At 42.8% G+C, this 25,784-nt stretch carries 16 protein-coding genes; 14 read left to right on the forward strand and 2 right to left on the reverse strand.

The window, feature by feature from the left end; all coding sequences use genetic code 11:
- Positions 1-379: 379 nt before the first annotated feature.
- Positions 380-1,183, reverse strand: a complete 804-nt coding sequence (gene map, locus H524_RS0103490) for a type I methionyl aminopeptidase (protein WP_044121417.1) — start codon at positions 1,181-1,183, stop codon at positions 380-382.
- 1,542 nt (positions 1,184-2,725) lie between these two features.
- Here map and H524_RS0103500 point away from each other — a divergent pair.
- The 13 genes from H524_RS0103500 to H524_RS0103575 all read left to right on the forward strand — a co-directional run bounded on the left by H524_RS0103500 (position 2,726) and on the right by H524_RS0103575 (position 23,834).
- Positions 2,726-3,598, forward strand: a complete 873-nt coding sequence (locus H524_RS0103500) for a substrate-binding periplasmic protein (RefSeq protein ID WP_084281637.1) — start codon at positions 2,726-2,728, stop codon at positions 3,596-3,598.
- Positions 3,599-5,512: 1,914 nt separating this feature from the next.
- Positions 5,513-6,352, forward strand: coding sequence for a substrate-binding periplasmic protein (locus H524_RS0103510; RefSeq protein ID WP_044121399.1), 840 nt, complete (start codon positions 5,513-5,515; stop codon positions 6,350-6,352).
- Positions 6,353-7,043: 691 nt separating this feature from the next.
- Positions 7,044-8,672, forward strand: coding sequence for a methyl-accepting chemotaxis protein (locus H524_RS16330; protein WP_052338887.1), 1,629 nt, complete (start codon positions 7,044-7,046; stop codon positions 8,670-8,672).
- A 257-nt stretch (positions 8,673-8,929) separates the two neighbouring features.
- Positions 8,930-11,038 carry an LTA synthase family protein gene (locus H524_RS16335; RefSeq protein ID WP_084281638.1) on the forward strand — a complete coding sequence of 703 codons (2,109 nt, stop codon included), beginning with the start codon at positions 8,930-8,932 and terminating at the stop codon, positions 11,036-11,038.
- 1,333 nt (positions 11,039-12,371) lie between these two features.
- Positions 12,372-13,118 carry a 30S ribosomal protein S2 gene (gene rpsB, locus H524_RS0103530; protein WP_027939228.1) on the forward strand — a complete coding sequence of 249 codons (747 nt, stop codon included), beginning with the start codon at positions 12,372-12,374 and terminating at the stop codon, positions 13,116-13,118.
- Between the two features lie 240 nt (positions 13,119-13,358).
- Positions 13,359-14,243 carry a translation elongation factor Ts gene (tsf, locus tag H524_RS0103535; protein ID WP_027939229.1) on the forward strand — a complete coding sequence of 295 codons (885 nt, stop codon included), beginning with the start codon at positions 13,359-13,361 and terminating at the stop codon, positions 14,241-14,243.
- A gap of 14 nt (positions 14,244-14,257) precedes the next feature.
- Positions 14,258-14,977: a UMP kinase gene (gene pyrH, locus H524_RS0103540; RefSeq protein ID WP_027939230.1), complete on the forward strand. Its 720-nt coding sequence runs from the start codon at positions 14,258-14,260 to the stop codon at positions 14,975-14,977.
- 13 nt (positions 14,978-14,990) lie between these two features.
- Positions 14,991-15,548, forward strand: a complete 558-nt coding sequence (gene frr / locus H524_RS0103545; RefSeq protein WP_027939231.1) for a ribosome recycling factor — start codon at positions 14,991-14,993, stop codon at positions 15,546-15,548.
- 10 nt (positions 15,549-15,558) lie between these two features.
- A complete protein-coding gene (gene uppS / locus H524_RS0103550) occupies positions 15,559-16,302 on the forward strand; it encodes a polyprenyl diphosphate synthase (protein WP_027939232.1) in 744 nt (247 codons plus the stop codon).
- Positions 16,303-16,989: 687 nt separating this feature from the next.
- Positions 16,990-17,862, forward strand: coding sequence for a phosphatidate cytidylyltransferase (locus H524_RS0103555; RefSeq protein ID WP_044121402.1), 873 nt, complete (start codon positions 16,990-16,992; stop codon positions 17,860-17,862).
- A complete protein-coding gene (gene ispC / locus H524_RS0103560) occupies positions 17,849-19,063 on the forward strand; it encodes a 1-deoxy-D-xylulose-5-phosphate reductoisomerase (RefSeq protein WP_027939234.1) in 1,215 nt (404 codons plus the stop codon). The genes H524_RS0103555 and ispC overlap by 14 nt, the downstream gene beginning before the upstream one ends.
- Positions 19,064-19,841: 778 nt before the next feature.
- Positions 19,842-21,392, forward strand: a complete 1,551-nt coding sequence (locus H524_RS14100) for an ABC transporter substrate-binding protein (RefSeq protein ID WP_044121405.1) — start codon at positions 19,842-19,844, stop codon at positions 21,390-21,392.
- Between the two features lie 885 nt (positions 21,393-22,277).
- The gene (locus H524_RS0103575; RefSeq protein ID WP_052338888.1) at positions 22,278-23,834 is read left to right on the forward strand and encodes an ABC transporter substrate-binding protein; all 1,557 of its coding nucleotides are present in this window, start codon (positions 22,278-22,280) and stop codon (positions 23,832-23,834) included.
- Positions 23,835-24,037: 203 nt separating this feature from the next.
- Here the strand turns inward: H524_RS0103575 and H524_RS0103585 are convergent, their stop codons facing one another.
- A complete protein-coding gene (locus tag H524_RS0103585) occupies positions 24,038-25,492 on the reverse strand; it encodes a hypothetical protein (RefSeq protein WP_052338889.1) in 1,455 nt (484 codons plus the stop codon).
- A 133-nt stretch (positions 25,493-25,625) separates the two neighbouring features.
- Here H524_RS0103585 and H524_RS17985 point away from each other — a divergent pair.
- Positions 25,626-25,784, forward strand: a 159-nt coding sequence (locus H524_RS17985; protein WP_084281639.1) for a helix-turn-helix domain-containing protein, incomplete at its 3' end; no start/stop codon positions are given.

Below are 25,784 nucleotides of genomic sequence, written 5' to 3' on the forward strand. Positions count from 1 at the left end.
AAAAGTACCAATCAAACCACAATAAACTTTACTGAACACCCCTTGCTTGTTGGCCTCATAGCCATTTGATGCAAAACTATAAGTACCTACTGACTAACGAAAAGTACCGGTAGGAAAATCAAAAATTGCCAATCTAAGAGCCAATAGCAGACCTACACACCAAAGCGATAGAGCTAAGCTTTCATCTATAAGCCGTAAACGATTTTTACTAACCTAACAATCATCTCACTTGCAGCAAGCACAAATTGATAAGCGCTAAGAGCAAGCAGTGCCAACAAGTAAGGAGACTATGGTAGCCCAAAATGACAAAGCCCGTGATCTTAAAAAAGAACACGGGCTTTGTAATATAAATGAACAACAATCGCGTTGTTTTTAGTAACTATTTGCGGTTATGCATGATACGAGAGATGATGCCAGCCTCTTCTTCCTCGGGACGGATGGTGAAGATCTCGCAGCCATCTTCAGTAACTAAGATAGTGTGCTCAAACTGAGCTGAGGCAGACTTATCTGCTGTGGTAACAGTCCAACCATCCTTCTTGTTAACCTTGCACTTCCAGGTGCCGGCATTAATCATAGGCTCGATAGTAAATGTCATGCCTGCAGCTAAGATGACAGAGTTTTTATTGCGATAGTGAACTACGCTTGGCTCGTCATGGAAGGTATTGCCAATGCCATGGCCGCAGTAGTCACGCACAATCGAGAAGCTCTCTTTATCAGCGATCTTCTGAATGACGTCACCAATGTCCATAAGATTAGAGCCATGGTGAACAGTCTTTAGCGCTTCATACAAACACTTTTGGGTGGTCTCAACTAAACGGTGGTTAAGCGGAGTTGTTTTGCCGCCCACGATGAACATCTTTGAGGTGTCACCGTAATACTTGTCTTTAATAACGGTAACATCGATATTCACAATATCGCCTTGCTTTAGCTTGTAGTGGCCAGGGATACCATGGCATACAACTTCATTTACGGAGATACAGGTGCATTTAGGATAGCCGTGGTAGCCTAAGCATGCTGAGATGGCTTTCTGCTCTTTAGTAATATAGTCCATGCAGATGTCATCGAGCTCACCAGTAGTCACGCCTTCTTTAATGTAAGGCTCAATCATAATCAGCACATCGGCAGCTAACTTGCCAGCAACGCGCATCAGTTCGATTTCACTTGGGCTCTTCAGGTTAATCATCTCAACTTCCATTAAAAGGTGTCTATTTAGTTATTGCTAGCTACCTTATACCAAGCAACATGTGCCTTATAGAACATCACGCAAGCGCTTAATACTCAGAACACTAGCTACTGTTAGCGTTAGCTAACATAAAAACGTCACCGCTATTGTATGCCAAATCCCTTTTCTATGCACGTTTAGTTTGTCGCAACCATATTCTTTTAGCGTTTTTACAACTATATAAAGGTGATAATGGCAGAGTAGAGAAGTTGTGCAGCAACCTATCAAGTGGGTATTTAGATCTTAGTAGTTAAGTGAAATGAGCTGAATCAAAGGCAAAAAAGTGCATAACCACCGATTGCCTACTACTGAAGTAAAGACAGACGTCGCTGTGCGCATGCTATGTTAGATAAACGTAATATGTGCCCTTTTGACAATATGATTGCCTGAAATTTGAAGAGCTACAAGAACGATTGTGCTAATGTCAAAGTGCACAACGTTAGCAATGGTTTTCAAATAATGCGCTGGCGCTTCATGCGATAGTGACTTACAAAAAAAATGAAACTTTGTTACAAAAGCTAACGATAGTTGGATGTGGATCACTAAAATACATTAAAGATCATAAGAAGTCACCATGATGGTGCAACCTGAATTAAACTAACATACGAGATAAGATTTCATGCTTCAGAGACTAACTTATAGATATGCACTTTCTCTGAAAGCCGTTCTCACATGCTTATAAAAAAATCTGATAAATATCGTATTTGTTTCTTCTAATCGCTAGGTTGCTATTACAACATTAATAGCGGCCTTTAAGGTTCAATGCCATAGCGTGTAATTCAATTTAAACGCTGCCACACTTTCGCATTTGACTAGGCCTATGAAAAGTATTTTCATTGACTAGGAAAGAAGATTCGTACATTATGCTTTACAACTGGTACATTACGGCTTGTTCGTCGGTACTTATTTATAACACTGTTTGCATGGCTTAATTGCTTATGCAGTTCTTCTTGAAGGAAGGCTTAACTTTATCAGGATTAAGTTTGTCTGAGTTTGACAAGAGTGCAAAGGCGCTCATTTGGCAATCCTCTGATCATGGAGGTGATAGTTAGGCACATCATAGCCTTATGGCTGCGACTCTTGCTTTTAGAAGATTAACTCCATAGGAGTTGTACTATGGCTCAAATCAATACATGCTTTTATTCTCGTCTAAACGACTACTTGAGCCGTGCTATAGCTCCATTAGTTAGACCCCGATGTAGTCCATCTGTTAATTCTTTAGCCTAAAAGAATTGTAGTCCTCGTTATTTCGTTTTTCTAACTTCAACCTTTATAAGGTGCTTACGCTGAGTTTGCATCTCGTTTTGCATGCCTTTTAGGCATGAAATGGTTATCTGTTTTTCTTTACAAAAGTGAGTTCTTAACACCAAAAGATTGCAGGACAAAAGTCGCCCCGAGGCAATACTAGAAACCGTTCGATTTCTGGTAGATGGATTCTTATGCCTAGAATCAAGACTTTATTTACACTCTTTTGATGGCAGAGCGGTAAGGGTTTCTATTGTTATGGTCCGCAGAATGTCTTCATTTGCACAGCTTATATATGCTGTTAACAGCTTGTCTAATAAATTTAGAGTCGTTTGTGCCGCTTTGTTAATGCTGATTGCTACTGCCACACTTGTTGCACCTCAAGCACAGGCTGTTGTTGTGGGCGTAGGGGGTAATAAGCCTTATTTCAACTCAATGAATGGCGTGCGCCTTAAAGTACTAGTTGAGCCACAAAGTGCTCCTTTTGCTATCTTGCATGATAACGTCGCTCATCCAGTCGGATTTGATATTGACGTAATGTATGATCTGCAGCGCCGTTTAGGCTTTCAGTTAGTTGAAAATCGTTTCTTCCCTGTAGATGTTAGACAGGGTTTTGACATGCTGTATGCTCATGATGCTGACATGCTGATTGGTGGTCTCGTTGCAAGCGATAAACATGCTAAGAACACCCAAGTAACCGATGTGATCTATAGCTCTGGACTTAGCATCATTTATTCAAACAAGCATGCTGCAGTAGAGAGCCCAAGTGACATTTCTGAGAATACCAAAATTGGTGTAAAGCACAGCTCCTCAGCTGAAGAATATATCAGGGGAGTAACTAAGGCCAATCCAAAGGTATATAACAATATCATCATGGCCTACTATGAAGTATCCACCGGTGAGATTGATGCTGTAGTTGCTGATCGCCCTTCACTTAAGTACTTTGAAAAACTCATTCCTGTTGCAGATCTCAAGGTATCTGAGTCGATCTTTGATGTACAAAGTGGTCAGTTCGTCTTTTACTTATCCAAGCACTTTGAGTACAAGGATGTCATCAATAAAGCTCTAAAGGATATGCAGGCTGACGGCACTATCTATCGTCTCAGAAAGAAGTGGAACCTCGACTCATAACCACAAACAAATAGTTAACACAACTCACTTTAAGTGGCAGAAGCCATACTTTCTGCCACTAAATACCATGCTAGCAATCCTCACGATCTTAACTATCATCTCTAACTTAATTTCAAATCACATCCCAAAAACAACTTAAAAGATCGCAACCTCATCGCTCTTAACTCTCCTCAAGCAACTAAAAATGATCGCAACCCCATTGCTCTGATCTCTCCTCAAGCAACTAAAAAAGATCGCAACCCCATTGCTCTGATCTATCCTCAAGCAACTAAAAAGATCGCAGCTCCATCGCTCTTAACGCTCCTCAAGCAACTAAAAAGATCGCAGCTCCATCGCTCTTAACGCTCCTCAAGCAACTAAAAAAGAACGCAGCTCCATCGCGCTTAACGCTCCTCAAGTAACTAAAAAAAGATTGTGAGGCTATCGTTCTGATCTCTTCTGTTGTGGTTGGCTTCAAAGATCGCAGCCCTCCTCATTCTGATCTTTCGTCCACCAAAAGGCACTTTAAAAGATCGCAGTCAGCAATCTGATTTTTGCCAGAACAACTTTAAAGATAGCGATCATGGCATGTGAGTTTGTGGGGAGTCGAGGTTAAAGATCTCTGTCTCTGATCTTTCATAACAATTGGTTTGAAGAATAAAAGCAACCATCTGAGCAAGTTAATGACTCTCAGTAGCAAGTTTTGAACAGTCAGCGCCTGTGATGTTGAAGTCGTAGGATTGAGCAGATCTAATTTCATTGTTTGAGATCGTCACAACGTAATTGAGCCTATTTCGTTGGTTATGATCTTAAGATCATGGGCAAGATAAAGCTAATACCCAATAAAGCACCGGTGTAGTGAGCTCTAGGTTTGATGTCTGGGCATAAATTTAGAGCAGCATTTAGCGGTAAGTTATCTAGATTAAGAAATTGCAATTGTCCAAGAAGGCTTAAATAACAGGTTAATTGAACAATGCTAATAATCTTAAAGTGATCTTTTAGCTTAATGTGTTGTATGCGGCTATGGTTATGACCGTGCTTTTGGGTGTATTTAGTGGCAGTGCACAGTTGGTAAGTTTTCGTATTGAGAATATGTCATATGTAGAAAGGGCATATTTATAGGCTATATACCCTGATAAAGAGCCGAATTTGCATGTGTATCTAGATGATGTGCAATAGGTGTGCATTAATAGCAAATTTTTTTCATATAGTGGCTCTAAAATCCCAGTCTGATAGCTCAAAAACCCTTGTTAGACAAGGGTTACAGTATGTAGCGCTAGCTTATTAGAGTTTGTGTAATTATTATTTGGGAAGATGATTATCTGGAACCATCAATGCATATACGCTGATTTACATGGTATTTGTAACATCAATTGTTATGACTTTGTTATCATTAAAATGGCTTAAAACAAGGGCGAACTGATGGTGAGTGGGCTTGGCGATAGCAGTATTATGTTTAAATAACTTTTCTTAGTTTATGTCCTAAAAATAAGATGTCAGACAAGATCGTGATCGTGCACTTTGAGCACGAAAATAATGCGCAAGCTTAATTTCCATCTATATTTGTTTATGTGTGCTCGTGCACATATTTAAAACTTTTCAAAAAGTGAAAGTAATTATCATGTTGCTAGTGTGTTAGATTAGTAACTATAGAACAATGCAATAAGGAGCTCTTTCTCCATTTATGGGATCAGGGCTTTTTTTACGTCTGTTGCATTTATGGCGCTGTTATAGTGCATTTTGAATGTTGTGAACCTTTCCTTTGGATTTGTAAACCATGCTTCGAGCGAGTTATGCATGGTTGCGGCATTTTCAAGCACCGTTAGTCAGCTGTGCAATTAAGCGCTTGTACTTGTGAGCTACAACATCACTTGTTTGTGATTATTAATACTGTAGTTGAAATTACAACGCGCTTTAACATGGATTGGGCATGTTATGAAGTTTAGAAGTATATTTAAGAACAAGAGTTCTAGTTTAAAAAAGAGTGTTCTTGCAAGCTTTATGGCGATTAGTGCTTTGTTTGCCTCTTCTGCAGCTCAGGCTGATGGCGAACTTGAGCACGTGACCCTTACCGTTTTGGTTAACCCTCTCGGTGCGCCGCAGGCATTTTTAAAGGATGATTTTCAGCGACCATATGGCATTGATGTTGATGTCATTTATGAGCTGCAGCGTCGTTTAGGTTTTAAGCTGACTGAGAATCGCATCTTTGTTCTTGATCGCCCTTCATCACAAAAGAGATTACGTGAAGGTAGCGCTGATCTTTTTGCTGGTGGTGTATCTCGCACTACTGAGCGTATGAAGACATTTGATTTTACCCCTGTGTACTATGCTTCTAGTATGGGTGTGATGTTCAATCCTAAGCGCCATCCAAATATCAAGAATGTTACTGATATCAAGGGTTTGCGCATTGGTGCATCATCTGGATCAACATCTGCTAAGTATGTTGAAATGCTCGGTGCTACGCCTGTGCCATTTACCAATGCAATTCAAGCTTACTTCCATGTCTTTACTGGTGATCTTGATGGCGTGCTCTTTGACCGTCCACCACTTGCTGGTTTTGCCCATGACATGAAGTGGGATGAGTTTGCTGTAACTCCTGAGGCAGCTTTAGGTCGTGAGTCCTGTAAGTACGCGATTATGATGCCAAAGGGATCAAAGTATAAAGACGTTATCAGCAATGAAATTTCAGAGATGATTAGCGATGGTACAATCGATAAGATTCTTTTGAAGTGGCATTCTGCTGAGATGTCAGTTTTCAATTCTGAAAACTATTAAGATTGCACTTATTAAGTCTGTTTTTTGTCTTGACTGTAATGATGCTTGTGTACAATGCCCAATATTGTGCACGGTACATAATTTTAATCGTTAAGAAAGATGAGTAATGGTTATGTAACCGTTTCTCATCCTAGTCAAGATATAAAATTGATAAAATATCGCTATTTTGAGCGCTTTTGCACCAGTTTGGTAGCACTAAGCTCATTCATATACGTTCTTGCCCTGTCGTTTAGAAAGGAGAGCAAGGACACAAATGCTTGCGTTGTATATGATTTTGCACTTGATAAGTGCTTATTACGGCGTAAACTAGAATAGCTATTTTTTTAGCTTTTACTCAAATTAAGAGTAAGGCTAAATGCTTTAGCTGAAGATTATTGCGAGCTGCTGAGTATTAACCTGCCTTTTAGAGTTTTGCTTAGTAGTTAGAGTTAGCATGTAGCCGTTGGATATCCACAAGGTCAGATATCAAAGGTTGCGCAGTAAGTCATTCTTTAGATTGGCTTTATTGATGCATTATGCTGCTTTACTATTAAAGTTCATCTTGCGTCTTTCGTTACCTCAGTTTACGAGTCAGGCTGCATGTCTTTCACCTTGACCTTCGGTGGACCATTAGAACAAATGCTTATGATCTGCTGACTTGTCTTATATAGTTGACGAGTACTCACATTATGCTGGAGCTGGAGAGTAATCCATGTCATTTTTAGATAACGTTAAAATCAGAACCAAGCTGATGCTTGGCTTCGGTGTCATTTTGTTCTTAACATGCTGTATTTCAGCAATTGCCGTACGTGCATTGTTTGCAAGTACAGATGTAGCAGATCATGTACGCTTCCTTATCGATACACGATTTGAGCGTGCTGTTAAGATTAATGCTGACATTGTTGCAGCAAATAACGCCCTCTTTGAGTATCTGACCCCAGGCAACTTAGATGATGCTCGTCGTATTGAGTCTGAGAATAATCTTAAGATTATCGTAAAGACTCTTGATGATTTAACTAATCAACAGAACGTTACAGCACGTGCTGAGATCGATCAGTTAACTCAAATGGGCCACAAGTACAACGAGTTATATGAGCTGGTTGTGTCAAATCTGGTTGAGGCCGGTAAGCCATATGATGCTTTAGCATTCTTCCTCTCTGAGATGCACCCAATCTGTCAAGAGATGGTTGTTATTACCCACAAAATGAATGGTGTTGTGGTTAAGAACATTAAAGAGGAGGTTGAGGGTCTTCAGGATACTACCTCTGCATACTTAGTAATTGGTATGTCAGCGGTTGTTATCTTAATTGCTGTCATCATTGCTGCTCTGGTTTCTAACGGTATTACTCGTAACCTTCAGGCTGCTGTTAAGACTGCCAATGAAATTGCTAAGAACAATCTCAATGTTAATGTCGATGTTCGTAGCAAGGATGAGTTTGGTGATTTAGGTGAGGCTCTGCGCTTCATGCGTAACGATCTGAGCGATTCTATTGCCTTAGTTCGTCAGAAGGCTCAGGAGCTCAACCAGGAGTTAAGGGACACCAAGATCGCAGCCAACTCAATTATGGATGCCTCCCGTGAGGCTGAGCAGCAGGCTATCTCTGTTGCTGCAGCATCAAACGAAATGGTTGCTACTACTCAGGAAATTGCTGCTAACTGTGAGCGTGCTGCAGTACTTGCCGACCAGTCAAGCAACGTAACACAGGAGAGTGTAAAGCTGATCCGTACTACCATTAAGGATATTCGTGATCAGTCTAGCTACACCACCAATGATGCTGCTAAGGTTCAGGCTTTAGCTGACCAGACTCAGAAGATTGGTTCTATTGTTGGCACCATTGACGAGATTGCTGCTCAGACTAACTTACTTGCTCTTAATGCTGCAATTGAGGCTGCTCGTGCTGGTGAGGCTGGCCGTGGATTTGCCGTGGTTGCTGATGAAGTTCGTGCTCTGGCATCTCGTACCTCCGCATCTACTCAAGAGATTTCATCAATGGTTAGCCAGGTTCAGAAGGATGCTTCTGAGGCAACCAGCTCTATGAGCGCATCTGTAGAGAAGATCAATGCTGTTGCTGATCGTGCTGCACGAATTGAGGATACCCTCAATAGCATCATCAACTTCGTTGCTCAGGTTAATGATCAGATTCGCATGATTGCGACCGCTGCAGAGCAGCAGACTACTGCTACCTCTGAGATTTCTGCAAACATGCAGAAGATTACCTCTGACACCGAGGAAATCGTACACTCTGCTGAGGACTCAGTAGCTCGTTGTGACGAGTCTGTTGACTCCATCGGCGATCTGGTTAAGAACCTCGCACGTTTCAAGCTTCACGAGAATCACTAATTTATTAGTGAAGCAAATAAGAATCGTAAACTTGCGATATTGTCAGGCAGCTCCAGCTTAAGTTCCTGACAATAGCTAACTAACATAGAGCACAGTCCCTAAAAAGGCTGTGCTCTTTTTTTTGTCTTAAAGACAATCCTTGCAAAAGCATCTCTTGTAGCTATTTGTGCACGTCGATAGGGCATAGCGTTTTAGCTCTAATTAGAATGTGTAAACTTATAAGTTAAGGACATTATTCTTGTGGCAAGGAAGTAGTTATGGATACACTTAAAACTCTAAGAAGGCTAAGACGTTACGGCATCAATCCGGTGCTTATCATTGCTTTTGCGGCAATGATTATTCTTAGTTTGTCCCGTTTCATTCTTTCGCTATGGCAGTGGGAAAGTATTCCCGATGGCGGTTTTGCTACGATCTTGCTACAAGGTATTCGAGTTGACTTTGCCTCAGTATGCGCTCTATTTGGTTTACCTGTTTTGGTACTAATCTTTCTGTCTTTAGTGCCGTATCTGAGAATGCCGCGTATGGTTTTAGTAGGCATAAATGTTTACTGCAGCCTTGCCATTGCATTCTTAATCCTAAATGAGGCAGCGACCCCAGAGTTTATTAAAGTCTTTGGTACACGCCCTAACTATATTTTCGTCCAATACATGCTCACATGGGATGACTTGGTCATTCTCCTTTGGTCTGGACATAAGCTTAAGCTGCTAACGATCTTTATCATCGTTATCGTTTCACTGTTTATTTCCTTTAAGCTAAGTGAAAGATTGTTACGTGGCTATCATCAGGGCCGTTTTAAGTACAACGTAATTTGTCTATTAATCGCACTGTGCACCATACCTTTAGGTGTTCGCTCCTCTTTTGAAAGCAAGCCATTTAACCCATCAATGGTTGCCTTTACAAATAATCCGTTAGTCAATGCATTGCCGCTTAATTCAAGCTATACCATTGTCTATGATGCATTCCACTTAAGAGATCTGACAGCAGGCGCGGACTCTACATATAAGATTATGTCAGATGCTCAGGCTTTTGAGGGCGTGCTTAGCTTATCTAAACGTGCGCAAGATCCTGACACTAGCAGACTCGTTTGTCGTATCAATCAGTTTATTAATCCAGTTGATGGTATCTACAATGGCTACCTTAACAATGGAACACGGCGTCCTATATCGCGTGATGACGCGCTTAAGGCAGGTAAAAAGCCACGTAAAGATCCATACAATGTAGTGATTATTATTGAAGAGTCATTAGGCGACGAGTTCTTAAAGTCTCAAGGTGGTATTGGCGTAACACCAAATTTAGAGGCGTTACGTGATAAAGGCTGGTGGTTTGAAAATATGTATGCAACCGGCCATAGAACCACGCGTGGTATTGAGGCAGTTGCAGCCTCTTTCACTCCGTCTTCGCAACTTAGTATCGTGCAACACGTACAGCCTGAAACACCTTATGCCACTTTAGCTGAGATCTTCAGTCAGCATGGCTTTGACACCTCATTCATCTATGGTGGTGATAGTCAGCTGTACAACATGAAAACATTCTTTATGCATAATGGCACTGCCAAAGTTATCGATGAAAGAGACTTTGAAGATCCACAGTATGTAGGATCGTGGGGTGTGTCCGATGAAGATCTCTTTAACAAAGCTCATCAGTACTATAGTGACTTACACAAGCAATCAAAGCACTTCTTCTCAGTAATACTTACTACTTCTCTGCGTGATCCTTATGATATTCCTGACGATAAGGTCAGCTTAGATGGCATTGAGACAACTAATGAGGATCGTGATCTTGCAGCTAAGTATGCAGACTATGCTCTAGGCAAGTTCTTAGAACAAGCTGCTAATGAGGGCTATTACCAAGATACTATTTTCTTGGTGATCGCTAACCACGTATCTTCGGTAAAACCAGGTATGGAATTTCCTGTTGATGACTTTACCATCCCGGCTGTGATCATTGCTCCTAATGTCATGCCTCATGTAGATCACCGCCAAGTAAGTCAGATTGATATGGGTATGACCTTGCTTGCTTTAAATGGCATCAAGGGATCAGTTCCAAACGTTGGTCAAGATCTCACGAACTACAATATTAAAGAGCGTGCGATCATGCAGCTTAACAACACCTTTGCTCTGCTTATTGGTGATCGTATGATTGAGCTGAGTCCTAACACTAAGCCAGTTTTTTACAATGTTGAGTATCAAGATGGCCGTGTAATCGCGACAAAGGACACTTCTAAACGTTCTTCCGCGCAAAAAGAGGATGACGATGAACTCCTCTATCATGCAGAGCGCATCAACAACATTGGACCTTTCATGTTTAGAACTGAGTCTATGTCCAAACGCTGCCTTCGTTTAAAAGTTCCTCAGGCTCAAAAGTAGACACATTAACATCACCAGCTGCAGCTAAAAGTGCCTAAGGATCATAAGTTGGCACAATCAAGTTCTTAGCTGCAGCTAGAAGTGACGAAGGGGTATAGGTAGGCTCAGCTAAGTTCCCATCTGCAGCTAAAAGTGCCTAAGGATCATGAGTAGGTACAATCAAGTTCTTAGCAACAGATAGAAAGATCCTAAGGATCATAAGACGGTACAGCCAAGTCTAAGCTGCAGCTAGAAGTGCCTAAGGATCATGAGTAGGTACAATCAAGTTCTTAGCTGCAGCTAGAAGTGACCATGGGCTATGAAGATGTTTTTTATTCGAGCTAAAGGTGTAGCCTAAATTATTTAAGATCATTTGCAGTTTGTGAATTTACTTTGTAGCTTGTGCATGCTTTTTTGCTAGATTTGGTTGGTTGTATTTGTGGTAAGAAAAGATAGCAAGAGGCTACAACTGGCGATCTATCTAGGCTTGAGATGGCATGCTGGTATGACTTAATTTATAGTTGTTGAAAAGTTAGAAAAGCGTTAACAAAATCACAAATCTATATGCTAAAATGATGTGCCTTTTGCTATGAAATAGCTCCTAAATGCTATTCATACGAGATTCGATACAAAAGCTCTTTGAGATGCAAAAAGCAAAGAGTGGCTGTATGTAAGAGGCGGAAGAATTTTTTTAACCTCCAAGTTTAAAAACACACACTGTTCATTAACGCCAAAACAGGGTGCCGAACGTTTTTTAAAGTTGGTCATGCGCTATATAAGCTAGTTTACTTGCCCTTGTAGCGCTGCAAACTCCGGCTGAAAGTCACCCTTACTCTTCAAAGTTTGAGTCTGGGTAGCAGCAGAGAAGCCTTAAGTTCTTGCAGGTAGAGCCACTGCGGATACCGCAGCTGCCCTACGATTGGAGCCTGTGTTCAAGAATGCTGTTTCTTGTCCATTGACCGTCATTTCTGCCTTAGGCTTTATCTTAGGAGACCACACTTCTTCCATTAAAGACAAGCTATCGAGTGTAAGACCGTACTGATAGAGCAAGCTAGTCTTGTTTAAAGAGTAAACTGACGTGGAGTGTTAGCTAATCTTTTTAATCTGTCTACGGCGGAGGGATAGCAGGCTTTAATCTCACCTAGAGTTATTTCGTATTGCATTACAAGGTCATGGTTACCATGATGTAGAGGGCAGTGGGATGATTTAAGCGTCGGCGCTAAGATGTCGACGCTGATACCACTCTTTAGCAATAGCGGTATAAAGGATGAGATAAACGATAGTCTTTAAGCGTACGGTTTGTTAGGCGGAGCAGTGGAGGCATAACCCACTACTACAAGATAGGTATACTTAAATGTCAAATATTTCGATGCGTGATATGTTACAGGCCGGTGTTCACTTCGGTCACCAGACCCGTTACTGGAACCCAAAGATGAAGCAGTACATCTTCGGTGCTCGTAATGGCGTACATATCATCAACCTCGAGAAGACTGTTAAGTGCTACGAAGACGCTCTTAACTTCTTAGGTTCAACTGTTGCTAAGAAGGGCAAGATCTTATTCGTTGGTACCAAGCGCGCTGCCTCTGACAAGGTTGGTCCAGCTGCTCAGGCTTGCGATCAGTACTACGTTGATCACCGCTGGTTAGGTGGCATGCTCACCAACTGGAAGACTGTTCGTCAGTCAATCAAGCGCTTAAAGGAGCTTGAGATCCAGTCTGCTGACGGCACCTTTGATAAGCTGACCAAGAAGGAAGCTTTATTACGTACCCGTGAGCTCGAGAAGCTCAACCGTTCATTAGGCGGTATCAAGGACATGGGCGGCCTTCCAGATGCATTATTCGTTATCGATGCTGAAGTAGAGCACATCGCTATTAAGGAAGCTAACAACCTCGGTATCGACGTTGTTGCTGTAGTTGACACCAACTCTTCCCCAGATGGCGTTCAGTACGTAATCCCAGGTAACGACGATGCTATCCGCGCTATCGACCTCTACTTAAAGGGCGCTGTTGAGGCAATCAACGCTGCTCGTGCTTCTATGGCTCGTGCTGAGGCTGAGATGCCAGTTGAGGCTGAGGTTAAGGCTGAGGAAGCTCAGGCTTAATCTTACTGAAGGTAGTTGTTGACTATCTTTAGCAATAGAGAATTACACCTTCAAGCAAGCGACGCTGTTATGAATATTTGCTCCTAACAGTGTCCTTGCTTGTGTCATATGACTGGGCTTAAAACGATGATCATGACTACATATTATTTCGTAGCTGCTCGTACATACGGCCCGAGGTCAGATTTCTAAACAAAGGCAGGTTACCCCCTGCCTTTTTCAAAACTACACAAGGAATGAACAATGGCTAACGTAACCGCTGCCCTCGTTAAAGAGTTACGCGACATTACTGGCGCAGGCATGATGGATTGTAAGAAGGCTTTAGTTGCTACCGACGGTAACATCGAGGCCGCAATCGAAGAGATGCGTAAGTCTGGCGCTTTAAAGGCTGCTAAGAAGGCAACTCGTACTGCTGCTGAAGGTATCATCGTTTCCGCTCACGAAGGCAATCAGGTTGTTTTAGTTGAGGTTAACTCTGAGACCGACTTTGCTGCTAAGAATGCAGAGTTCGTAGAGTTCGCTGAGAAGGTTGCTCAGATCGCATTAAAGACCGAAGGCGAGTGCGTTGAGACCTTAAAGGCTGCTAAGTACGACGACAAGCAGACCGTTGGTGAGGCTTTAACCGCTTTAATTGCTAAGATCGGTGAGAACTTAGGCATCCGTCGTATCTTCCGCGTTACCGGTGACGTATTAGGTATCTACGTTCACTCCAACAAGCGCATCGGCGTTGTTACCGTATTAGAAGGCGGTGACGCTGATCTTGCTAAGAACGTTGCTATGCACGTTTGCGCTTCCAAGCCAGATTTCGTTAACCCAGAAGACGTATCTGCTGATGTTGTTGAGAAAGAGCGTCAGATCCAGATCGAGATCGCTGTTAACTCTGGCAAGCCAAAAGAGATCGCCGAGAAGATGGTTGAGGGCCGCATGAAGAAGTTCACCGGTGAAGTTTCCTTAACCGGTCAGCCATTCGTAATGGATCCTTCTGTATCTGTTGGCGAAATGCTCAAGCAGCACGGTGCTACTGCTAAGTCATTCATCCGTGTAGAAGTAGGCGAAGGCATCGAGAAGAAGGAAGACGACTTCGCTGCTGAGGTTCAGGCTCAGATCGCAGCTGCTGCCAACAAGTAATAGAGGCATAGCAGATGACTTCGTCACTTAAATCTCAACGTCGTATCTTAATCAAGCTGTCAGGTGAAGCTTTAGGTGGTGCTACTCAGTTTGGCATTGAGCCTGAGATTCTGTCAGCTATGGCTCGTAATATCATTGATATTAAGAATCGCAATGTCCAGGTTGCCTTAGTAATCGGTGGTGGTAACATCTTCCGTGGTGCAGCCCTGCAAAAGGCAGGTATGGATCGTACTGTAGGCGATCATATGGGTATGCTAGCTACCGTAATTAACGGTTTAGCCATGCGTGATGAGCTGATTCGTCAAGGTAGTGAGTGTGTACTCATGTCTGCTCAAGGCATTGATTCCATTACTACTCAGTACCAAGCCCAAGCAGGACGTGAGATTTTAGAGCGCGGTGCAGTGCTCATTTGTGCTGGTGGTACAGGCTCTCCATTCTTTACCACCGATACTGCAGCGGTGTTACGTGCTGTAGAATTGCACTGTGACGAAGTTTTAAAGGGCACCAAGGTAGACGGTGTGTACAGTGCCGATCCTTTCAAGGATCCAAACGCCACCCTCTACAAGGCCTTAACTTACAAAGAAGTTCTGCAAAAGGAACTTGAGGTTATGGATCTGACCGCCTTTGCTCTTGCTCGTGACCACGGTATGAATATCCGTGTGTTCAACATGACAAAGGAAGGTGCTCTGTTAAATGCTGCCGCCGGAGGAGATGAGGGTACCCTCATCTCTTAACAGGAGATTATTTATGGTTAATGACGTTAAGAATGATGCTCAGGAGCGCATGAAGAAGGCTGTTGAGTCTTTATCCTCACGACTGAACAAAGTTCGTACTGGCCGTGCTCAGCCTGGTATCTTAGACGGCATTATGGTTGACTACTACGGTAGCGCAACTCCACTGCGTCAGGTCGCTCAGATCAACGTTGAAGATGCCCGTACCTTAAAGCTCACCGTATTTGATCGTAATGCTATCAAGGACGTTGAGAAGGCAATTCAAAAGTCCGAGCTTGGCTTAAACCCAGTTGTTGCAGGCGTAGACATCCGTGTTCCTCTTCCTCCTTTAACTGAAGAGCGCCGTAAGGACTTAGTTAAGGTTGTTCGTGGCGAAGTTGAGCAGTCTCGTGTTGAGATTCGTAACGTACGTCGCGATGCTAACCAGAGCTTAAAGAACATGCAGAAGGACAAGGCTATCTCTGAAGATGAGCTCAAGTCCGGAGAAGAGCAGATTCAGAAGTTAACCGACGCTGCTATCAAGCAGTGCGAGGACATCTTAGCTGCTAAAGAAAAAGAGTTAATGGAAATCTAGTTAACTCCTCATGCACAGTTCAAATAATCATGGCGAGGCAAAGGCGCCTCGCCATCTTGCAATTATCATGGACGGCAATGGACGCTGGGCCAAGAAGCGCGGGATGATCAGGTTAATGGGTCATCGTCGAGGCGCTCAGGCTGTCACGCGTGCTGTAGAGACAGCTGTCGCAAAAGGTGTCCAAACTCTTACCTTATTCGCTTTCTCATCAGAAAACTGGCGTAGACCTCAAGATGAAGTAAGTGGTCTTATGGACCTCTTTGCCAAGGTACTCAAGTCTGAGCGCGATAGGCTGCATGACAACGGTATCAAAGTTCAATTCATCGGTGATCTTAGTAAGTTTTCATCCCGCCTTAATGAAGCTATTGATGAGCTTGTTAGCCTCACTTGCAATAATCAAAGAATGGTTCTTAATATCGCTATTAACTATGGCGGTCGTTGGGAATTGATGCAAGCTGCCAAGTCATTAGCTATTGATCTTAAAAACGGCAAGATTTCAGAGCAAGATATCACCGAAGAGGCAATGCAAGAGCGTCTGTGCGTCGCACAAGATGTCGATTTGCTCATTCGTACTGGTGGTGAATGTCGTATCTCAAACTTCTTACTTTTTCAATGCGCCTACAGTGAGTTTTATGTCACTGATACCTTATGGCCAGACTTTGATGAAAAAGAGTTTGATAAAGCTCTTAACTACTTCAATGGTCGCGAGCGTCGCTTTGGTATGACCTCCGAGCAAGTAGCTGCTAAAGCCTAAGAACTCCAACTAAGCATTGCCAATGCATAGCCAATGCATTTACTTGTGCATTATCCAATTCCTTTGCCCGTGCATTGCTAGCGCGTAAGCCCATGCCTTGCTTGTGCGTAAGTCCATGCCTTTGCCAATGCGTTGCTTGTGCGTTAGCCAATGCCTTTACTTTTAGCGCTGTTGCTACTATCCAGGCTATTTTTTACTTAGCCTCATTAAGAGACGCTAGTGTTGTCGCTGCTATACGATTAACATGCTGCCTTTGAGAGGCTTATAGGCTAATTATCAGCCATAAGCTACTAGCCAAATCCCTCTCAAGCAAAGCCTTAAGTTGCTTCACTTCATTTCGTTTATCTAAACGCACACATAAGTAAGTAGCTTTATAGACCACATCAATAGCCCATATCATTCTTGTAGATGGCGCTGTTGATATTTAGCTTTGTTGTACTTGAACGTGTTGGTAAAGAGAAATTCTCATTGCGTGATGTTACAATGCACGAAGTTTTTCTTTGATGGCATCGCGTTATATCCGTTTTATCTTTGAGGATTGTTAGCTGTCATTGCAGCCTAATGTTCATATAACTTAGTCAAGATTAGGTTATGAGCGCACTTGATAGTCTCTTTAGACATCTGCTCTTGAGTGCTTTTATAGTGTGTTGTTTCATTGTTAGGCTTGGATTCACTTGAGGGATATGTATGGGCGTTCGTATTGCAACTGGCGTTGTTCTTATTGCTCTGGCCGTTGTGTGGCTCTTCTTTACTGACTTTGCCATCTTTACCATGGGTGCATTGTTTATCTACATGGTATGTGCCTATGAAATGGGCCCACTGCTTAAATTCAAGAGCCGTATTCCGTTTGTGGTACTTGCTGCTGCAGCTGCAACTGCCATGTTCGCTATTGCCCCTCCAGGTGAGTACATCGAAAGCGGTGTGCCTGTATACATGAAGTATGTGGTGGTCATTGCGCTGCCATTTTGGGCTTTAGCTATCTTCTTAGTGAAGAGCTATCCAGCTAATGTGAAGTGGCATGAGAATAAGGTCATTAACTGCGTAGTTGGCTTATTTACTCTCGTTCCTTTCTTGCAAGGCCTGCTTATCTTACGTGCTACTAACTATGCTCAAGATTACAACGAAGGTGCCTATTTATTACTTTCTGTAATGGCCTTAGTTTGGGCTGCAGATAGTGGTGCTTATTTCACTGGCCGTGCTCTTGGTAAGACTAAACTTATGCCAGAGGTTAGTCCTAAGAAAACTTATGAAGGACTCTATGGCGGTATCGTGCTTGCGATCGTAGTTATGTACATTGCTAAGTATTACAATTACTACTCAGTATTCGGTAAAGACGAGCTTGCCTTCCTTGCTGCAGCCTTTGGTGCCATTGTGCTCTCTACTTTTGGCGACTTAATGGAAAGCATGCTCAAGCGTCTAGTTGGAATTAAAGACTCCGGAAAGATCTTGCCAGGACATGGCGGTATGCTTGATCGTTTAGATTCGCAAACCGCTGCTGTGCCAGTCTTCTTGGGTGTTTACTGGTTAGTAAGCGGAGAGTTGTTTAATGTCGCAATGTAAGAGACAAAAGGTAACACTACTTGGAGCTACAGGTTCCATTGGTGATGCTACTTGCGATCTCCTGGAATTGCACTCTGATGAGTTTGAGGTTCACGGCTTAGCCGCTGGTGGCAATTGCGATCGTATGTTTGAGCTTATCAAAAAGTTTAAACCTGCTCGCGTAGCAATGTCTGATGCTATGGCTGCCAACAAGCTCATGGAAAGATTAACTGCACAATGTCCAGATCTTGCTGCCACTACAGATATATTAGTTGGTAGTGAGGGTGTAACTGAGCTCTCTGGCGATGGTGGTGCTGATATGGTGGTCGGAGCTATTGTCGGTGCTGCCGGTCTCAAGCCACTGTTAAATGCCATTAAGACAGGTTGTCGTATTTGTCTTGCCAATAAAGAAGCCTTGGTCATGAGTGGCCAGCTGTTCTTTGATATGGCTGCCAAGCATGGATCTCAAGTACTGCCAGTTGATAGTGAGCACTCAGCTATCTTTCAATGCCTGCCACCATCAGAGCAATCAAGAATGGGTACTTGCGATCTTGCAAGTGTAGGCGTTAAAGAGATCTTGCTTACAGGATCAGGTGGTCCATTTTTAAATTGCGATCTTGCAGAGCTAGATAATGTAACTCCTGAAAAAGCCGTTAATCACCCAGTATGGTCTATGGGGCCTAAGATCTCAGTAGACTCTGCCACGATGATGAATAAGGCTTTAGAGTATATTGAGGCACGTTATCTGTTTAACGCCTCAAGCGATCAGGTAAAGGTCATTATTCACCCTCAGTCAGTAATCCATTCCATGGTGTCCTATGAGGATGGTGCAGTACTTGCGCAGCTTGGTCAGCCAGATATGAAGACCCCAATCGGTCTTGCTATGGCTTATCCAAACCGCATGACTACCTCTGTTCAATCAATAGACTTTACTAAGATAAGTCAGCTTACTTTCAAGCAGCCTGAAAAAGAGCGCTATCCATGTCTGTTCATGGGCATTGAGGCATCTAAGCAAGGTCAGGCTATGACCACTGCATTAAATGCAGCTAATGAGGTTGCAGTAGCTGCTTTCTTATCTAAGCGTATTAGTTTCAAGGCAATTGCGCATACAGTTGATCATGTTCTTTCAAGCATTTCAGGTACTGATGCCTACGAGCTTGAAGAGATCATGGCAATTGATAGTAAGGCAAGAGCGATCGCCAACGCTTTCATCAACAAATAATCTAGCCTAAAATTCACGCCCTTGAGGCTAGATGCCTGTCACTTTGAAAGCCAGCTTATGCTGGCTTTTTCATTGGCCCTGACCATGGCCACAATTACATCCTTACCAAGGGATCATTCCTTTGCGATTGCCTACCAAGATGCGCCTTTCCTTTGCGCTTAACTTCCCATGCGCATCTTTCATTCATTGACGGTTACCTTACCAAGGTCCGCATTTCCTTGCGATTGTTTTGTACTTGGTGCAGCTTTCCCTTGTGGCTCTTAAATCAAAGAAAAGAGAGGTTGCGCGATCGTTCAGTTAGCAAGCTAAAACAGAGTGCTCTTATGGCAAAAAAGAGTAGGTCATGGCAAATTTGTTATTGCTTGTTATGGCGTTTTTGGGCTGGTGTAAGGCATATAGTTGCTATTAATTAGCTATGATGGCTTTGATGTTTATGCTTATTAAGTAATTTTATGTAGAGTATCTCATTTGCCTTTAATTTGGCTTGCTTTTTGTATTTACGTCCACGAAAATGGCTTGCTATTGATTTGCAATCTGGCGCACTTTTAGAGTGGGGTTAACTTCTCCTCTGCGTATTATCCATAACTAGCATGTTGATTTTATCCATGCTCGATACGATTGGTGTTGTCATGCAATGCTATTTAGATTGGCAAGTCACAATGTTTTTTTACGGTGGTAAAACTTTACTGCCAAAGATCGCTGCGATCGACAAGATCGCAAGTATCTCTTAGTGGTTATAGACCACGGTTTATGTGTTATTTGGATTTAGGATTTTGCTATGAAGTTTATTTCACGCAAGACCTTGCTGGCCTCTGCTATGGCTCTGATGTTCAGCTTCTCAGCTGTCAGCGCTGATGCAGCCATGTCACGCAAGCCACAAGACAACATCTTCTTCGCTACTGGTACCGAGCCTGCTGGTTTAGATCCAGCATTAGTAGATGATAACGATTCAGGCAATATCCTGTGCAACATCTACGAGTCATTACTGCGCTTTAAGCCTGCTAGCACTGAAGTTGAGCCTTCATTAGCTGAAAGCTGGACTATCTCAGAAGATGGCTTAACTTACACCTTCAAGCTCCGTCAGGGTGTTAAGTTCCACGATGGCACTCCATTTAACGCAGAAGCTGTTAAGTTCAACTTCGATCGCCAGAGCCCAGAGAATCTTGTTCCAAAGATGTCCTATGCTCCATTTGTGTTTGGCGACGTTGAGTCCACTACTGTAGTAGATGAGTACACTGTTGCAGTTAAGTTAAAGAACCCTTCAACTCCATTCCTGCGTAACATGGCAATGGTGTTTGCTGCTCCAATCGTATCCCCAACTGCTCTTAAGGCTGGTAACAACAGCGTTATGGATAAGCCAGTTGGTACCGGTCCATACAAGTTATTTGCTTGGGATCGTGGTCAGCAGATTATCTTAACCACCAATGAAGACTACTGGGGTGAGAAGCCATCAATTCAGAACGTTATCTACCGCGTTATGAAGGATACTTCTGCTCGTGTAGTTGCTTTAAAGAACGGTGAGGTTGACATTATCACCGCTATCGATCCTAACGTAATTCCTGAGATCGAGAAGAACGGCGGTAAGATCTACGCTGAAGAAGGCCCATCTACCAACTACATGCTCTTCAACACACGTGATGGTTTTATGTGTGCGGATCGTGAGGTTCGTAAGGCTATTGCACAGGCAATCGACGTTCCTTCATTAGTTGAGTCTCTCTATCAGGGCTACTCACTGTATGCTCCAACTTGGTTCCCTTCTTTCATGGATGGCTATGATCCAAACACCAAGCCAGTACAGTACGATCCTGAGGCAGCCAAGAAGTTCTTTGAGCAAAAGGGCATCAAGTCACTCAAGATCATGACCTACTCAAATACACGTCCATCTAACACTGCAGGTGGTCAGGTATTAGCTGAGGCTATTCAGTCATACTTAGCTCAGGTAGGCGTTAAGGCTGATATCATCGTTTACGACTACAACACTTATCGTGGCAAGCTCTTAACCGACAGCTGGGACTTAAGCTTCTTAGGTTGGGCTGGTGATAACGGCGATCCTGATAACTTCATCAACATCTTCGCTAACGATGACCCAGTTGCTAATAACGGTCTGTGGAAGAACGATGAGTTCCGTAAGCTCGTTGTAGAGGCTGCACGTACTCCAGAAGGTCCAAAGCGTGTTGAGATGTACAAGCAGGCAGATCGCATTCTTGCTGAAGACGTAGGTGTGCTGCCTTTATCTCATCCAAAGGATTTACTTGCTTACCGTCCAAACATCAGCGGTCCTTTAAACACCTTAAGTGTTATCTACTTCCGTTATGTTAAAAAAGAGTAGTTCTCTCTAAAAGCTAACTAAAGTCAGAACACTTTAGAGTAGAACTTCAAAAAGCCCCGCCAGGTAAAGCTACCTTGTGCGGGGCTTTTGCTTTTGTGGAGCAGGTTATATGTTAGCCAGGGCATTTGTGGAGCATGGTAGATGTGAGCCTGGGCATTTGTGGAGCAGGGTATATGTTTGCCTAGGAATTTGTGGACTTTTTGCATTGATCGCTACATAGATAAAGCAGAGGCCTACCTCAAAAGTCACATGATCTTGTGGCAATTAACAGTTAAAAGATGCATGGTCGTTAAGTGAGTCCACTTAGCTATAGCACTGAGCTGTTGGGTGAAGTGAGTGTGAAACCGTGCACTGTTTGGTGGCAAAATTTTGTTTTTTAATGTTTTTCAGGGCTTAAGGTAGGTAGCTTGCTACATAAATTTGAGTAGGGGTGTTCTTTTAGCGTTAGTTAGGCTAGCTCATATTGATGGTAGCAACTGTAGATTAATTGCGTGATCTCTTAAGTTAGCAAGCGCTTATATATGCGATACATATGTGGCTATACATAGAGAGGTAAGCTTTGAATTGGGTGATGCTGCTAGGTGTACATATTTTAAAACGTACAAAATCATGAGTTTGTTTGTTAAATGTTTCGTTGTGGTGCACTTAAATATATGATGCACTAATATTGTGAATATATTGCTTGTGATAAAGCCTTAAATAAGAATGTATGCACAGTAAGACGGATTTTCATCCCGACAAAAGACGGTGTTCCGTCCTGCCGACCATATCATGCACAGCTTTTCAGATAGTATTAGGCGGCAGAGAGATTAACTACCATGATCGATTGCTAAAGCTAACACTAATTGCTTATTTGATCATGAGTCATTTAGGATTGCTATTAATATGAAGGCATTACTCAAGTCCCTGCTCGCCGCAGCAGTAGCGGTTTCAGTTACCGCCGGCGCAGTATCTGCAGCTCCAATTTCCCGCGCTCCGCAGGATAACATTTTCTTTGCTACTTCAACTGAACCATTAGGTATCGATCCAGCTTTAGCTGACGATATGGATTCAGCTAATATGAATATCAACATCTACGAGTCATTACTGCGTTTTAAGAAAGGAACTGTAGAGGTTGAGCCTGCTTTAGCTGAAAGCTGGACTATTTCAGATGATGGTCTTGTTTACACTTTTAACTTACGCAAGGGCGTTAAGTTCCATGACGGTACCCCATTTAATGCTGAGGCTGTAAAGTTTAACTTTGATCGTCAGAGCCCTGAGAACCGCGTTGAGAAGATGTCTTATGCCCCTCTCGTATTAGACGGCATTGCAAAGACTGAGGTAGTTGACGAGTACACCTTACGAATCACTCTCAAAAAGCCATTAACTCCATTCTTAAATCTCATGGCTATGACCTTTGCTGCTCCTATTGCCTCTCCAACTGCGCTTAAGAAGTACAACAACAGCCTGATGCAGAATCCTGTTGGTACTGGCCCATATCGCTTTGTTGCATGGGATCGTGGTCAGCAGATCGTGCTCACACGTAATGATGAGTACTGGGGTGAGAAGGCTCCGGTTCAGAACGTTATTTACCGCATCATGAAAGAGACCTCAGCTCGTGTAGTTGCGTTAAAGAACGGTGAGGTTGACATCATCAACGGTATCGATGGCAATGTTATCGAAGAGATTAAGGCTAGTGGTGGTGAGATTTTCACTGTTGAGGGTAACAATACTAACTACATGGTCTATAACTTCCGCAAGGGCTACGTAACCGAGGATGTAGCAGTGCGTAAGGCTATTTCTCAGGCTATCAACGTTCCTGAGCTGGTACAGACTCTCTACAAGGGCTATGCAGATTACGCTCCTTCATATATGCCATCTTGGATGCCTGGTTTTGATAAGAACTTGGTATCCTCAACCTATGATCCTGAGGCTTCTAAGAAGTTCTTCAAGGAAAAAGGCATTACTAAGCTTACCGCTATGACTTATTCCAACGCTCGTTTCTACAACACTGTTGGTGGTCAGGTTTTAGCTGAGGCTGTACAGTCTTATTTAGATAAGGTTGGTGTGAAGCTCGATATCGTCGTATACGACTGGGGTACTTACCGCGCTAAGCTCTTAACCGACAATTGGGATATCGCATTTATCGGTTGGGGCGGTGACAATGGTGACGCTGATAACTACATTAGCATCTTTAGCACCGATGATCCTGTATCAAACCAGGGCTTATACAAGAACGAGAAATTCAATGAGTTAATTGCCAAGGCAGTTACAACTCCTAACGGTGAAGCTCGCAACAAGCTCTATCAACAAGCCCAGAAGATCTTAGTTGAAGACTATGGCATCCTGCCAATCTCACATTCTAAGGAAATGGTTGCTCACTCAAAGAACGTATCTGGCAACTTCCTGCTTCTTAACATGACTCGCTTTAGCGATCTTAATAAGACCGTAAGCAAGGAGTAGCTGCAGTCAAAAGCTAGCTGCATTTACACTACAGTACATTTTCGCCTAAGGAGCTACATTCCTTAGGCCACATAAAAAGCCCCGCATGATCTTAATCATGCGGGGCTTTGTTTATGTCAAAGGACTCGTCACGATCTTTATTTTCGGGGCTTTGTTTATGTCAAAGGCCTGCCATGATCTTAATTTGATGTGGGTAAGTGCAATTATGTACCAAAGCGTTTGAGGTCTTTTAGTAGACGGTTGTACTCTTCATCTAGGTACTTATTGACCTTATCCTCGTCAATATATCCTTTGAGTAGGTACTCGCAAGCTTCTTTGTAAGAGAGGTATGAGAAGCGATATAAGGCGATGATGTTAGTGCGCAGGAGCAGGTTAACAATTGAGCCTTTGGAACGTATAAATGCATCGGTGAAGTCCACCGCTAACAGTGCTCCTTGGGCAACTAGTAACATGCGTCGTGTCTCTGCATTAGTAGCAGAGATAAGTGAAAGATCAAATGGCTTTTTGTCGATGTACACAATCTTAATGGTTCTGACAAGACGCACTAAGCCTTCACATAGCAATACAGGCACAGCTAGCGCAATGCCATGACGGAAGTCGTAGCCCTTTTCGAACACTTGTGAGCAAATGGTTGAAAAGTCTTGGCGATGTTGGCCAAAGGAGCCGAAGTTACCAAATATTTGTGTGAGGTTGAAAAACGGAATCGGAATGCCGCTACCACGTCCTTGTGCACCTGAGGAGCCAGCGACATCTGACATGAGATGGCCAAACCAATTGGCAATGCCGCATAGGATTTTTCCTACAATGGTTGTTCCTTTTAGCTCCATAGTGTCAGTGTCAATAACAAAGATTTGACCGCTCGAGGCAAAATGAGAAGTACTGTTAAACTGATCTACGATAGAGAAGAACAAGCCAATGAGATCCGGTGAGTGAGCTAAGTTCTTAAGGTGGTGGTTACTTGGGCTTAGATGAAACTGTCTATCTACTTGCGTACTAATACTTTGATCATAGTTAACCTTGTAAATACGCTCTAAATAGCCAATAGCACTTGCAGTAGGATTTGACATAGAGTCTATATCTTTGCCATTTGGCCATCCATGAAAGCGAGCAAAGCCCTCTACAGCCTTATTGACAGCTGCATCAACTTTCTTGGTAATGACACCTTCACCAGGGGCACCAACAAAGATCACATCTACAATGCCGGCAATAAGACCGCATGTCGCAGCAAGAGTATAGTCGGTTGCATCAAGCTCAGGGCGTTTGATTTTGAAGTCTTTTTCTATGAGATTATGTAAATCGCGTTTTTCTTGAGGGCTAAGTAATTTAGCTATATTGATATCAAGATTTACATTATTCTTTTGAGCATACTCATGAGTACTATCATACAGGCTATCGAATGACCCGTCTGATTTAATTGTATCTACATCAGTGTACTCGCTAAGGTATTCACTACGCTTTTGTCTGTAGATAGCATCGGCTTTGCTATTACCCTCGCCCATTTCCTTTTGCTTGCGATGATCAGCTAACTTTTGCAAAGCATTGATGGTGTCATCAAGATCGTTAATTGCAGCGCTATCGATCTTAAGATTTGGTCTTGCATCTAAGTAGCGGTCGATCTCATCAATAGCACTGTTGTGGGCAATGTTTTTTTCCTGCACAGTGACAGTATGAACTTTCTGCTATTTTTGTGAGCACTATCACGATTTTAAGTGCATTTTAAAAATTTTTCTTTCGTTTTAGCTTTTTTTTCTATATCTTACTGGCCCTTATTACATTTGCCATTAATAGTTTATGATTAGTGAAAAGCAACAATTAAAGCTTAGAGAGCTCCATGCAGATGGACATTCAGTGAAGGACATTGCTGAAACTCTACAAATATCTCAGCCTACTGTCCGCGCATATTTGAAAGACAAAAACAGAGGAGTGGTAAAGAAAGAAAGAAAATCTAGA

It is taken from the genome of Anaerobiospirillum succiniciproducens DSM 6400 (assembly GCF_000482845.1).
GTDB classification, from domain to species: domain Bacteria; phylum Pseudomonadota; class Gammaproteobacteria; order Enterobacterales; family Succinivibrionaceae; genus Anaerobiospirillum; species Anaerobiospirillum succiniciproducens.

What these genes read in the sequence shown, in the direction of transcription:
- H524_RS0103555 (WP_044121402.1), top strand. Translation starts at nt 16,990, where the DNA reads ATGGGCGTTCGTATTGCAACTGGCGTTGTTCTTATTGCTCTGGCCGTT.
- tsf (WP_027939229.1), top strand. Translation starts at nt 13,359, where the DNA reads ATGGCTAACGTAACCGCTGCCCTCGTTAAAGAGTTACGCGACATTACT.
- rpsB (WP_027939228.1), top strand. Translation starts at nt 12,372, where the DNA reads ATGTCAAATATTTCGATGCGTGATATGTTACAGGCCGGTGTTCACTTC.
- ispC (WP_027939234.1), top strand. Translation starts at nt 17,849, where the DNA reads ATGTCGCAATGTAAGAGACAAAAGGTAACACTACTTGGAGCTACAGGT.
- uppS (WP_027939232.1), top strand. Translation starts at nt 15,559, where the DNA reads ATGCACAGTTCAAATAATCATGGCGAGGCAAAGGCGCCTCGCCATCTT.
- map (WP_044121417.1), bottom strand. Translation starts at nt 1,183, where the DNA reads ATGATTAACCTGAAGAGCCCAAGTGAAATCGAACTGATGCGCGTTGCT.
- pyrH (WP_027939230.1), top strand. Translation starts at nt 14,258, where the DNA reads ATGACTTCGTCACTTAAATCTCAACGTCGTATCTTAATCAAGCTGTCA.
- H524_RS0103575 (WP_052338888.1), top strand. Translation starts at nt 22,278, where the DNA reads ATGAAGGCATTACTCAAGTCCCTGCTCGCCGCAGCAGTAGCGGTTTCA.
- H524_RS0103500 (WP_084281637.1), top strand. Translation starts at nt 2,726, where the DNA reads ATGGTCCGCAGAATGTCTTCATTTGCACAGCTTATATATGCTGTTAAC.
- H524_RS0103510 (WP_044121399.1), top strand. Translation starts at nt 5,513, where the DNA reads ATGAAGTTTAGAAGTATATTTAAGAACAAGAGTTCTAGTTTAAAAAAG.
- H524_RS14100 (WP_044121405.1), top strand. Translation starts at nt 19,842, where the DNA reads ATGAAGTTTATTTCACGCAAGACCTTGCTGGCCTCTGCTATGGCTCTG.
- H524_RS16335 (WP_084281638.1), top strand. Translation starts at nt 8,930, where the DNA reads ATGGATACACTTAAAACTCTAAGAAGGCTAAGACGTTACGGCATCAAT.
- frr (WP_027939231.1), top strand. Translation starts at nt 14,991, where the DNA reads ATGGTTAATGACGTTAAGAATGATGCTCAGGAGCGCATGAAGAAGGCT.
- H524_RS16330 (WP_052338887.1), top strand. Translation starts at nt 7,044, where the DNA reads ATGTCATTTTTAGATAACGTTAAAATCAGAACCAAGCTGATGCTTGGC.